13 protein-coding genes are annotated in these 12089 nt (G+C 61.5%); 6 read left to right on the top strand and 7 right to left on the bottom strand.

Annotated elements, in window-relative coordinates:
* Positions 1-125: 125 nt before the first annotated feature.
* Positions 126-1625, top strand: a complete 1500-nt coding sequence (gene sthA, locus OU993_RS24270) for a Si-specific NAD(P)(+) transhydrogenase (protein WP_268161495.1) — start codon at positions 126-128, stop codon at positions 1623-1625.
* Between the two features lie 107 nt (positions 1626-1732).
* On the opposite strand, the gene rpsD is transcribed toward sthA, so the two are convergent.
* On the bottom strand, positions 1733-2350 hold the full coding sequence (gene rpsD / locus OU993_RS24265) for a 30S ribosomal protein S4 (RefSeq protein ID WP_268161494.1): 618 nt from the start codon (positions 2348-2350) through the stop codon (positions 1733-1735).
* Between the two features lie 427 nt (positions 2351-2777).
* Here rpsD and OU993_RS24260 point away from each other — a divergent pair, with 427 nt between their 5' ends.
* The 3 genes from OU993_RS24260 (at position 2778) to OU993_RS24250 (ending at position 5656) form a co-directional block, all read left to right on the top strand.
* Positions 2778-3770, top strand: coding sequence for a TerC family protein (locus OU993_RS24260; RefSeq protein WP_268161493.1), 993 nt, complete (start codon positions 2778-2780; stop codon positions 3768-3770).
* Between the two features lie 122 nt (positions 3771-3892).
* The gene (pepT, locus tag OU993_RS24255; RefSeq protein ID WP_268161492.1) at positions 3893-5140 is read left to right on the top strand and encodes a peptidase T; all 1248 of its coding nucleotides are present in this window, start codon (positions 3893-3895) and stop codon (positions 5138-5140) included.
* Between the two features lie 45 nt (positions 5141-5185).
* Complete coding sequence (locus OU993_RS24250) at positions 5186-5656, top strand: hypothetical protein (protein WP_268161491.1); 471 nt, start codon at positions 5186-5188, stop codon at positions 5654-5656.
* A 5-nt stretch (positions 5657-5661) separates the two neighbouring features.
* On the opposite strand, the gene OU993_RS24245 is transcribed toward OU993_RS24250, so the two are convergent.
* Both OU993_RS24245 and OU993_RS24240 read right to left on the bottom strand, forming a co-directional pair.
* Positions 5662-7188 (bottom strand): ATP-binding protein, encoded by a 1527-nt coding sequence (locus tag OU993_RS24245; protein ID WP_268161490.1) that lies wholly within the window; start codon positions 7186-7188, stop codon positions 5662-5664.
* 123 nt (positions 7189-7311) lie between these two features.
* Positions 7312-7947: a LysE family translocator gene (locus tag OU993_RS24240; RefSeq protein ID WP_268161489.1), complete on the bottom strand. Its 636-nt coding sequence runs from the start codon at positions 7945-7947 to the stop codon at positions 7312-7314.
* Between the two features lie 124 nt (positions 7948-8071).
* Between OU993_RS24240 and OU993_RS24235 the strand changes: the two genes are divergently transcribed.
* Together OU993_RS24235 and OU993_RS24230 are read left to right on the top strand one after the other, a co-directional pair.
* Positions 8072-8782 carry a helix-turn-helix transcriptional regulator gene (locus OU993_RS24235; RefSeq protein ID WP_268161488.1) on the top strand — a complete coding sequence of 237 codons (711 nt, stop codon included), beginning with the start codon at positions 8072-8074 and terminating at the stop codon, positions 8780-8782.
* A gap of 47 nt (positions 8783-8829) precedes the next feature.
* Entirely contained in the window at positions 8830-9207 is a 378-nt protein-coding gene (locus OU993_RS24230; RefSeq protein ID WP_268161487.1) for a VOC family protein, read from the top strand.
* On the opposite strand, the gene OU993_RS24225 is transcribed toward OU993_RS24230, so the two are convergent.
* The 4 genes from OU993_RS24225 to OU993_RS24210 all read right to left on the bottom strand — a co-directional run bounded on the left by OU993_RS24225 (position 9183) and on the right by OU993_RS24210 (position 12017).
* On the bottom strand, positions 9183-9566 hold the full coding sequence (locus OU993_RS24225; protein WP_326493866.1) for a GNAT family N-acetyltransferase: 384 nt from the start codon (positions 9564-9566) through the stop codon (positions 9183-9185). The genes OU993_RS24230 and OU993_RS24225 overlap by 25 nt on opposite strands.
* A gap of 186 nt (positions 9567-9752) precedes the next feature.
* Positions 9753-9974 (bottom strand): hypothetical protein, encoded by a 222-nt coding sequence (locus OU993_RS24220; RefSeq protein WP_268161486.1) that lies wholly within the window; start codon positions 9972-9974, stop codon positions 9753-9755.
* Between the two features lie 410 nt (positions 9975-10384).
* Positions 10385-11191, bottom strand: a complete 807-nt coding sequence (murI, locus tag OU993_RS24215; protein WP_268161485.1) for a glutamate racemase — start codon at positions 11189-11191, stop codon at positions 10385-10387.
* Positions 11169-12017, bottom strand: a complete 849-nt coding sequence (locus tag OU993_RS24210; RefSeq protein WP_268161484.1) for an RNA methyltransferase — start codon at positions 12015-12017, stop codon at positions 11169-11171. Before OU993_RS24210 ends, murI begins: the two co-directional genes overlap by 23 nt.
* Between the last annotated feature and the right edge of the window lie 72 nt (positions 12018-12089).

Genomic DNA, 12089 nt, shown 5'->3' with positions numbered 1-12089 from the left:
AGCGTCAAAATTTTGGGAACGTCGCGGGCTGACAGGAAATTGGTCAGGAATCGACGTTATGATTTGACCATCCTCTATTGTTGCGCTGCAATAGACTTCTCTCTTCCCAAGACGAGGCACACTCCATGTACCAATATGATCTGATCGTCATCGGCAGCGGCCCGGCGGGGCGACGTGCGGCCATTCAGGCAGCCAAGCTCGAAAAGAAGGTTCTGGTCGTCGAGCAGGGCCGGCGCGTCGGCGGCGTCTCGGTTCATACCGGCACGATCCCCTCGAAGACACTGCGCGAGACGGCGCTGAACCTCACCGGCTGGCGTGAGCGCGGCTTCTACGGTCGCTCCTACCGCGTCAAGCAGGATATCAGCGCCGACGACCTGCGCCGCCGCCTGCTGATCACGCTCGACCACGAGGTGGAGGTGCTGGAGCACCAGTTTGCCCGCAACCGGGTGCAGCAGATGCGCGGCCGGGCGCACTTCATCGATCCACATACGCTGGAGATCGAAAAGAGCGACGGCGAGACGCTGCGCGTCACGACGGCCTCGGTGCTGCTCGCCGTCGGTACCCGTCCTTATCGCCCCGCCCATATTCCCTTTGATGGTGACGCCATCCTCGACAGCGACGAGCTTCTGGAGATCAAGCAGGTTCCGCGTTCGCTCATCGTCGTCGGCGCCGGCGTTATCGGCATCGAATATGCAACGATCTTCAGCGCGCTCGACACGCAGGTCACCGTCGTCGAACCGCGCGACACGATGCTCGATTTCATCGACAAGGAGATCGTGCAGGATTTTGCCTATCAACTGCGCGACCGCAACATGAAGCTGATCTTCGGCCAGACGGTGGAAACCGTTGTCCGTGAGGACGGAACCGGTAAATGCCGTGTGACGCTGAAGAGCGGCCGTGCGCTGCAGGCGGAAATGGTGCTGTTTGCCGCCGGCCGCGTCGGCGCGACCGATACGCTGAACCTCTCCGCTGCCGGACTGGAAGCCGATAGCCGTGGCCGGCTGAAGGTCGACCCGGAGACGTTCCAGACGGCTGTGCCGCATATCTATGCTGCGGGCGACGTGGTCGGTTTCCCGAGCCTTGCCTCCACTTCGATGGAACAGGGCCGTATCGCCGCCCGCCACGCCGTGGGTGCACCGGCCAGCGAACCGCCGCAATATTTCCCCTATGGCATCTATGCGGTGCCGGAAATTTCCACCTGCGGCCTGACGGAAGAAGAGGTCATCCAGCGGGGTATCCCCTACGAGACGGGGATCGCACATTTCCGCGAGACCTCGCGCGGCCATATCATGGGTCTCGATACCGGTCTCCTGAAGATGATCTTCTCGCTGAAGACACGCCGGCTGCTTGGCGTTCACATCGTTGGCGAAGGCGCAACCGAACTCGTGCATATCGGCCAGGCGGTTCTCAACCTGAAGGGCACGGTCGAATATTTCGTCGAAAACACCTTCAACTACCCGACGCTCGCCGAAGCCTACAAGATCGCCGGTCTCGACGCCTGGAACCGCATGGGTGAAGGGCCGAAGGAAGCGCCGGTAGCGACCGCACAATCCACCGATGCCGCGACCGCATCCGTCGAGCCTCTTCCCGTTGCCGAACCCAAGAAAAAAGCCGCCTCGAACTGAGGCGGCCCACTTGGGGGGACGTGCGTCCCTCTGGCGGTAAACATACCGGACATAAAAAAGGCGGCTCGGAGGCCGCCTTTTTCGTAAACCGGATTAACCCGACCAGATCAACGCGAATAGAATTCGACGACCAGGTTCGGTTCCATGATGACCGGGTACGGCACGTCCGACAGGGTCGGAACGCGAACGTAGGTGGCAACCATCTTGTTGTGGTCGGCGTCGATGTAGTCCGGAACGTCACGCTCAGCGAGCTGAACGGCTTCGAGAACGGTGACGAGCTGCTTGGACTTCTGGCGCACTTCGATCACGTCGCCAGCCTTGCAGCGGTACGAACCGATGTTGACGCGAACGCCGTTGACGGTGACGTGGCCGTGGTTGACGAACTGACGAGCAGCCCAGACGGTCGGCACGAACTTGGCGCGGTAGACGATCGCGTCGAGGCGCGATTCGAGCAGACCGATCAGGTTTTCGCCGGTGTCGCCCTTACGGCGGTTGGCTTCGTCGTAGATCGCGCGGAACTGCTTCTCGCGGATATCGCCGTAATAGCCCTTCAGCTTCTGCTTGGCGCGCAGCTGCACGCCGAAGTCGGAGAGCTTGCCCTTGCGGCGCTGGCCGTGCTGGCCCGGGCCGTATTCACGACGGTTGACCGGGGACTTCGGACGACCCCAGATGTTTTCGCCCATACGGCGATCGATTTTGTACTTGGACGACGCGCGCTTGCTCATCGTATTTCCCTTCATAGGTTTCAACCGGTTTGTTGCCAAACCGGATCAAGGAAACACGCCCTCCTAAGAGGCTCCGTTTTGCGGTGCCTCTGACAGGTTTCTCACGGAGCGTCCGGAGACAACCACGGGACATGTCAAATGAAACACCGGGCGTTTCCACCCGGCGTTGGCGCGGTCTTTAGGGGGAAGTCATGGAATTGTCAACATCGGCGCGGCATTGGACCTGCCGAAGCTGCCGGGATGGCTCTCTGTCGCATCGGCAAGAGGATGTCGTCCACATTAAAATTTGTTCATCTGGTCTCTTGAACGTCAAGGCGCGGGCTCCCAATTCTGCGACCAGCACCGGGCCCCTCTGACGTGTATCGCCGGATCGACCGTGATGTCGGTGCTATTCCCATCAACTTTGATCCGGCATCGGAAAACCGTCATGGATTTTCTTTTTGTCGATCTCATGGGTAAGCCCGTCTGGATGTGGCTGACCTTCGTTGCCGTCGTTCTTCTTCTTCTCGCGCTGGATCTCGGCGTTCTCCACAAGGATAGCCGCGAAATCGGCATCAAGGAGAGTTTTGCGCTTTCCGCCTTCTACATCGCGCTTGGCCTCGCCTTCGGCGGCTGGATCTGGTTCCAGAGCGGCGAGCAGGCCGGTCTGGAATATCTGACCGGCTTTGTCGTCGAAAAAAGCCTCGCGATGGACAATATCTTCGTCATCGCGATGATCTTCACCTACTTCTCCATTCCGCGCGCCTACCAGCACCGCGTGCTGCTGTGGGGCATTCTCGGCGTGATCGTGCTGCGCGGCATCATGATTGCGGCCGGTGCGGCGATCGTCGAGAACTACAGCTGGGTACTCTATCTCTTCGCAGCCTTCCTGATCATTACCGGCATCAAGATGCTGCTGACGGCAGACCAGGAATATGACGTCGCAGCCAACCCGGTCCTCAAATTTCTGCGCAAGAAGCTGCCGGTGACCGATGGCCTGCGTGGCGAAAAATTCCTGGTACGCGAAACCGACGAGAAAAGCGGCAGGCTGAAGACGTTCATCACGCCGCTTTTCCTGGCGCTGGTGATGGTGGAACTGGCGGACGTGATCTTCGCCGTCGATTCGATCCCGGCAATCTTTGCGATCACGACAGACCCCTATATCGTCTACACCTCGAACATCTTCGCGATCCTCGGCCTGCGTGCGCTATACTTTGCGCTCTCGGCGCTGATCCACCGCTTCGCCTACCTGAAATACGCTCTGTCGGTCGTCCTGATCTTCATCGGCTCGAAGATCTTCCTGGCCGACATGCTGGGTCTGGCAAAGATCCCGCCGGTGGTGTCGCTGACGATCACGCTTGGTATCCTGGCCGCCGGTATTTTCGGCTCGCTCTGGGCGACCCGCAACGACAAGCCGGACGTCGCCAAACCGGCAGAGTGATCCGAACCGTCAAACCTCCCGCCGCGCCGGCATTTGCCCGGCGCGGTTGTCGTTTGTGGCATTCCCTTCTGCGCGTAGCAGGCTAAGATTACGTTTTACCTGTACAGAATCGGATATTGTCCATGTCTCTCCCAACCGACACCGTCCTCGACCGTTTCCTTCGTTACGTCGTCATCGACACGCAGTCCGACCCGACCTCTTCTGCGCAGCCCTCCACGGAAAAGCAGAAGAACCTCGGTCGGATCCTCGAGCAGGAACTGAAGGCGCTCGGTCTGGCAGACGCCCATCTCGACGAACACGGCAATGTCTACGCAACGATCCCGGCGACGAGCGCGAAGGCGGTACCGGCCATCTGTTTGTGTTCCCATATGGACACGGCGCCCGACTTTTCCGGCACAGGCGTCAAGCCCCAGATCGTCAGAAACTACCAGGGCGGCGATATCCGCCTCGTCGGCGATGACAGCCAGGTCATCCGGGTAGCCGAACATCCGGAACTGACGCACCAAATCGGCCACGATATCGTCACGACCGATGGCACGACGCTGCTCGGCGCCGACGACAAGGCGGGTGTCGCCGAAATCATGACGGCAGCGCAGCATCTCGTGCGCCATCCGGAGATCCCGCATGGGCCAGTCAAAATCCTCTTCACCACAGATGAGGAGATTGGCCGTGGCGCCGACAAGGTGGACCTGAAGAAACTGGGGGCCGCCTTCGGCTATACGCTCGACGGCTCGACCATCGGCGAGATCGAAAACGAGACCTTTTCCGCCGATGGCGTCACGATCACGATCAAGGGCATCGCGATCCATCCCGGCACCGCCAAGAACAAGATGGAGAACGCCATCAAGATCGCCGCCGACATCGTCGCCCGCCTGCCGAAGGACCAGGCGCCGGAGACGACCGAAGGCCGCCAGGGTTTCATCCATCCCGTTGGCATCAGCGGCGCCATGGAGAGTGCCGATCTCGGTTTCATCATTCGCGATTTCACCGAGGAGGGCCTCATTGAGAAAGAGGAGTTGCTGAAGGCGATCACCGAAGAGGTGATGAAAGCCTATCCCGGCTCCACGCACAGCTTCACGGTCAAGCAGCAGTACCGCAACATGAAGATCGTGCTCGACCGGCACCCGGAGGTGATGGAGAACCTGATCGAAGCCACCCGCCGAGTCGGGCTCGAGCCGAAGATCACCAGCATCCGCGGCGGCACGGATGGCTCGCGGCTTTCCTTCATGGGCCTGCCCTGCCCCAACATCTTTACCGGCGGCCATGCCTATCACTCGCCGCTCGAATGGGTGAGCGTGCAGGACATGGAGACCTCGGTGAAGGCGATCGTGGAACTGGTGAAGGTGTGGGAAGAACGGGCACATGCCTGACCGTCCACAGTTGAGGTGCAGTTGAACCGAAGGTAAGGCATCGCGATGTGGTTTAAACAGAGTGCGATCGTCATCGGCTTACTCCTAGCCACCCTCAGTACGGCACAAGCATGTCTCCTCAACCATGAACTCGTCCCAACCGATGTTGCTGATGCAGACAGCGTCGTCATAGCCGATGTGCAGAACTACATGGTGGTTGATGGTTACGCGCGTTTTGAGCTGGCCGTAGAAAGCGTCCTCAAAGGGAATCCACCGGCCATCATTCCGGTCGGGTGGACGAACTCCACCTTCGGCAACCGGAAAATGATGAGCGGGCTGCATTTGGTCGCTCTCTTGAAACCAGACTCCCCGTTGACAATCTGGGGGCCGCCAGGAACAAACGCGCGTTATCAGCCGGCACCGGACCGGACAAGGATGAATGTTCTGCAACGCCCCTGCACGACGGCATTTATTCTGCCCGTCCGAGATCGCAAGGTGTCAGAAATTCGCGCGGAGTTGGCACTCAGCCGTTGGTGAACCTCTCACTCCGCAGCGAACCGGTCCACACGCACCGGTTCGTCATCGGTCGCATCGGCGGCACCGGGTGCCGTCTGCACGTCGAGATCCGGGAAGGCGACGATGCGTTTGCCGGAAAAGTCGGCATGCACCACGATCAGGTTCTGCTCCTCGAAATAGCCGAGAAGCCGGCGCGCGCGGCGGGCCGAATGGGTGCCGTAGGCCTTGGCGATACGCATATCCGAGGGGCAAGGCTCGCCCGTCAACGCCGCCTTCGCCATCAGCAGGAACACGCCCTGCAGATCGTCGGAGACGCGGGCGGACAGCTCCAGCGCCGTCTGCCAGCCAGGGCTCGCGGCAGTATCCTCGTCCACCCCTGCCCGCGATATCGCAACGCGCCGGCGAAATTCCGGCATCGACATCGGCTGGCCGGGAATACGGCGCATGCGGGCGCGCACGAGGAAATCCTGGTAGAGCACGGCATCGGTCCGATAGGCGGCCTGCGGATCGTCGATGATCTCTGAGAGCACGGCTGAGAGCCGCTCCTCCCGTTCCTCCGGCGAAAGCTCCGGCTGCTGAGGCCGGCTGGGCTCCGGCGGCGCGGCAGTCATGGCCGGCGTCGAGCGCGAGAGTTCGGCGAGAATATCCGTCGTCGGGCGCGGCGCCGGCGGGGCGCGGCGCACGATCGGCCGGATGAATTCCTCCGGATCGGGCGTGAAGATCAGGTCCTCGACATCCTGCGGCGCATCGGGCAGCGGCATCAGCTTGGGGGAAGACGAGCGTGCCGAGGTTTCCACATTGCCGATGACGATCGGCAGCGGGCGGCGCGACAGAGCAGGGCCGAGGGCGACGAAATTGCCGCGCTTCAGGTCGCGGAACATTTCCGCCTGGCGGCGGTCCATGCCTAAAAGATCGGCGGCACGCGCCATGTCGATATCGAGAAAGGTACGGCCCATCAGGAAGTTCGAAGCTTCCGCCGCAACGTTTTTGGCCAGTTTTGCCAGACGCTGTGTGGCGATGACGCCGGCGAGCCCGCGTTTACGTCCGCGGCACATCAGGTTGGTCATCGCGCCGAGCGAGAGTTTTCGCGCTTCTTCGGAAACATCGCCGCCGACGGAGGGCGCAAACATCTGCGCCTCATCGACCACGACCAGAACCGGAAACCAGAATTCGCGGTCGGCATCGAAGAGACCATTGAGGAAGGTGCCGGCAGCCCGCATCTGTTCTTCGAGATCGAGGCCTTCGAGCGTCAGGACGCAGGAGACGCGGTGCTGGCGGATGCGGGTGGCAATGCCGATCAGTTCGGCCTCGGTGCGCTCGCCATCGACAACCACATGGCCGTATTTTTCCGCCAGCGTGACGAAATCGCCTTCTGGATCGATGATGACCTGCTGCACCCATTGCGCCGACTGTTCGAGCAGGCGGCGCAAGAGATGCGACTTGCCGGAGCCAGAATTGCCCTGGACCAGAAGGCGGGTGGCCAGAAGCTCCTCGATATCGAGCTTGGCCGGCTGCCCGCCGGACACAGTTCCCATATCGATGCCTACCTGCACTGCACTGACCTCTTCTCACATGCCGCGGGCCGAGCGCGCGAGCGCATCCCAAGCCCATCCGGCATTGCTCTAACAGATCTCCGGCGATTCTGCGCGCCCGAAGAGCGCGTGATCAACAGGCAATCAGCCGGCCGCGCGGCGATAACCGGCAGCCAGAAGACCGGCGCCGATCATCAACGAGCCGCCGGTGCGGTTGACGATGCGGCGAACCTTCGGCTTGCGCACGGTTTCGCGCGCCATGGAGGCGAGCAGGCCGTAAAGCGCGGCGTTCAGCGTGGCCAGCACGAGGAAGGTCGCTTCCAGGATCACCATCTGCAACGGCAGCGGATGGGTCAGATCGAAGAACTGCGGCAGGAAAGCGACGAAAAAGACGATGCTTTTCGGGTTCAGCGCCGTCACCACATAGGTGTGGAGGAAGATGCGCGAGGCCGGTTCGTTGGTCTCTGCCGGCGCATCGACATCATTTGCCTCGCCGACCGGCGCGCGCCACAACTTGATGCCGAGATAGATCAGATAGGCCGCACCGATCCACTTCAACACGGTAAAGGCGGCGGCGGAGGTCGCGAGCAGCGCGCCAAGCCCGAGCATGGAAGCGGTCATGGCGGTGAAATCGCCGAGCGCCACACCGGCCACCGTCGCCGCCGCCACCTTGCGACCGTGCGAGAGCGCATAGGAGATAACGAGCAGGATGGTCGGCCCCGGAATGGCGAGCATCACGGCGGAGGCGGCAACAAAGGCAAGCCAGTTTTCGATCGGCATGGGCATCCCCTTTCTGTCTGTGTGATGAGCAAGCCACCGATCGCGCGACTTGGCAAGCAGGTTTGCGCTATAGGGGATCGGCCTGGTCTCTAGGACAGATCGGACAGCGACACGAGGTTGATGAATGGCAAGATCGGACCGGATTCTTCTGCTGTTGCAGACGCTCAGACAGCATCGCCATCCGGTGAGCGGCGAGAGGCTGGCGGCGGATCTCGGCATTTCCCTTCGCAGCGTCTACCGCGACATCGCGACACTGCGCGCACAAGGCGCCGATATTCGCGGCGAACCCGGGCTTGGCTACGTGCTGAAATCCGGCTTCCTGCTGCCCACCATGATGTTTTCGGAAGAGGAACTGGAGGCACTCGTTCTGGGCATGCGCTGGGTGTCGGCGCGCGGCGACGACTCGCTGGCAACGGCCGCGAACACCGCGCTTTCGCGCATCACCGCCGTCCTGCCCCAAAGCCTGCGCACGCAGTTCGATGACAACCAGCTTCTCATTGGCCCCTCGCCCGCCGAGCCGCATCTCCCGGCAGATCTCAAGCCGCTGCGCGAGGCGATCCGGCACGGGCGAAAGCTGACCTTTGACTACCGGGATCTGTCCGGTGCGGCGACGCGGCGTACCGTCTGGCCATTCGCACTCGGATACTTCGATCAGGTGCGCGTTCTCATCGCCTGGTGCGAGACGCGGCAGGATTTTCGCCATTTCCGCGCCGATCGGATCAGCGATCTCAGCCCAAACGGCGAACGTTATCCCCGGCGCAAGGCCGTGCTTCTGCAGGAATGGCGGGCCTTGCAGAAAGGCGGCGCACCGGCCGTGACTACTGACAGAATCTGACAGCCGACGGCGATAGTTCTTCGGCCTCAACACAGGAGGCCAACATCTTGAAACCCGCAAACTTCATTCTTCTTCATGTGAACAGCGTTGCCGAAAGCAGCCGCTTCTACCAGACCCTCATGAACACGCCGCCGGTCGAAACCTCGACCACCTTTGCCATGTTCGTCCTGCCGGGCGGCTTCAAACTGGGGCTCTGGGATCGGCGCGGGGTCGAACCGACCACATCAGGAACAACCGGCGCCAGCGAATTCGTTCTGACCTGTGAGACGGACGACGAGGTCAATGCCGTTCATCAGGATTGGCAAAACAAGGCGGTGACGATCCTGCAGGCGCCAACCACCATGGACTTCGGCCGGACCTTCACGGCTGCCGACCCGGACGGACACCGTCTGCGGGTGTATCATGTGGCGCAGGACCCGGCCTGACCCGGCGCCAGCCAACGATAACGCACGTCCGGCTCGCGCTCTTCATTGGTTTGCCCGTCGGTCTCTTCCACGGCGATAAAACCGTGCGATTCGTAAAAGCGCTGGGCCGGTCCGTTCGTCTGGAAGGTCCATAGATCGAGGCTGATCTGCCCGAGCTTGGCTTTGCTGAGAAGAGCCGCACCGATCCCCTGCCCCTGGGCGGGGGCAAGACGTAAAGCTGATCGATCCAACCGGACCGGAAGGCAATGACACCGAGCAAATGCCTGTTGCCAAAGGCGCCGTAGACGGAACACCCCGTCAGGAGGTGATCCCGCCAGAAAGCGTGATCCTCCTGCGGAGTATGCAGGTCGGAAAGCCATGGCAGTCGATCGTTAAAGGAGGCGCGGTGCACACGGGCCGCCTCGGCCGAATCATCCGGGCCAAGCTGTCGCAATGTGAAAATGGTCATGGCTGGGCTCCTGTCAGAAGAAACGAGCAAACCCTCCCGCCGCGACGGCGGCGGGAGGGTTGCCGATCGGAACCTCCCCTTCAGGGAGGGGCGCGGGTCACAGACGGAACCCCAGCCAATAGACCATCGGCTCCTTGATCATCCGATACTCCCTGGAGAGTTCGTTGTCGGGCACGCCGATGTCGCGCAGCATGCGATCGGAGAAGTACCTCAGATCGTTTTGCTTGCGGCGCTCCTTCAGAGCGGATGCGACGAGCGCGCGGGCAACGCGCCAGAAGCCGTATTCGCGATGCAGATCGCCGACAGCGTCGGCAACCAAAGAGTGTATCCTGGACATAGATCTTCATTCCCGCGGCATCACAGCGGCGGGTCCTTTTCGGGTTGGAAAAAACGCGCGGAAAGGCATGGTGACGTCACGCGGACGTGCACGATGGTTCCGTTGCGTCGGTCAGGTTGAGGTTAAAGCGCCAAGTGGCTGGGAAATCAGGCGAAAATCGCCTGATAATGGCCGCACTCAAATGTGCCGGATAGCACCTGTGCTCGGATGGCCACATGTCCGCCGGCGAGGCGCATCTGCGGGGTAAAATCGGTCATGCTGCGCCTCCTTTCTCTTCGAGAGTTACGGACGAGGGAAAGGTGACACATGCTTTTCCGGCTCGCAAGTCTGCAATCTGGATTTGCAGAAAAACGGCAACCACTGTTGCGCCTGCGCCACAATGTCGCGATGTCTTACATAACCCGCAAACCAAAACCTTGCATCAGCCGTCGGGTGGAAAAATCCGGCGCCTCAGAGGTGAAGACGGCAAAATCATAGGCGTCGGGATGATCGGCATGCTCGGCAATCGACACCAGCCGCCGGGCCTGTCGGGCGATCGCTTCAGCCGGATCGAGCCAGTCGACCGGCCAGGGCGCAAGCTTGCGGAAGAGATTGGCCATGAAGGGATAATGCGTACAGGCCAAAACGACAATGTCGGTTCGGACCCCGTCCTTCTCCACAAAGCAGGGCGCGATCTCGGCGCGCACCGCCTCGTCCGAAACCGTCTCGCCGCGGATATAGGCTTCCGCCATGCGGGCCAGATTTTCCGAACCGACCAGGCGGACATGGCATTGCGAGGCGAAGGACTGGATGAGATCGCGCGTATAGGCGCGCTTCACCGTGCCGGGCGTCGCCAGCACCGACACGAGACCGGAGCGGGTGCGCTCCGCGGCCGGCTTGATCGCCGGCACGGTGCCGACAAAGGTCATCCCAGGGAAAGCGGCACGCAGGTCGGCACCGGCGAGCGTGAAGGCCGTATTGCAGGCGATGATGCAGAGTTCCGGGGCATAACGCTGCAGAAGTTCGCCAAACAGCGCGAGGATACGCGCCTTCAGCGCCTCCTCCTCCCAACCGCCATAAGGAAAGCCGGCATCGTCGGCCACATAGATAAAACCGCGCTCGGGCATCAGCACGCGCGCCTCGCGCAGCACTGTCAGTCCGCCAATGCCGGAATCGAAGACCAGAACCGGTTTCAGGTCAGCCGTTGTCGTCGTTTCCATGCCCTTCGTTTCCATGCCCATCGTGCCCCTTATCCTCGACCTGCGGCTTCTGCCCCTTTGGCCAGCGGCGCTGGAACTGATCGAGCGAGGAGATCACGCCGCGCAGCACGCTGATTTCCGGTTCGGTGAAACCCGGCCGGGAGAGGACAGCGCGGAGATTGTCGATCATCTTCGGCACTTTTGTGGGCGGGTGGAAATAATTGCGCGAATCCAGCGCCTCCTCGATCTGCTCGAAGAAACCGAAAAGCTGTTCCTTTGTGGCGGGCTTCTGGTCGACGGCCTGGAACGGTGTCGCTGCCTCATCCTCCATGCCGCTCTTCATCCACTCGTAGGACATCAACAGCACGGCCTGGGCAATGTTGAGGGAAGCAAAGGCGGGATTGACCGGGAAGGTGACGATCTCGTCGGCCAGCGCCACCTCCTCGTTGGTCAGGCCCCAGCGTTCGCGGCCGAAGAGAATGCCGGTCCTCTCGCCTGCGACAAAACGCTGGCGCAGGGTCTGCGCCGCCGTCACCGGCGAACGAACCTGCTTGAACCCGTCGCGCTGGCGAGCGGTCGTGGCATAAACGAAATTGAGATCGGTCAGCGCTTCTTCGAGTGTGGCAAAAACCGTCGTCCGTTCGATGACGTGATCGGCCTTGGCGGCGGCGGCCTGCGCCTTCTCGCTCGGCCAGCCGTCCCGCGGGTTGACGAGGCGCAGTTCGGCGAGCCCGAAGTTTGCCATGGCGCGGGCCACCATGCCGATATTTTCGCCGAGCTGCGGCTCGACGAGAATGATCGCCGGGCCTTCGGCCAAAAGTTCGCGCTCACTGTTGGTTCCTGCCATGATCTTAACCTGCGGTCTTCCGGATAGAAATTCCGGCCTCCCTGACACAGGCACCGGCAAAAATCAAAGCCT

Source organism: Rhizobium sp. SL86, from assembly GCF_026672545.1.
Taxonomy (GTDB): domain Bacteria; phylum Pseudomonadota; class Alphaproteobacteria; order Rhizobiales; family Rhizobiaceae; genus Neorhizobium.
Note: the sequence above shows the minus strand (reverse complement) of the source record. Positions and strands in the feature narration are given on the sequence as shown.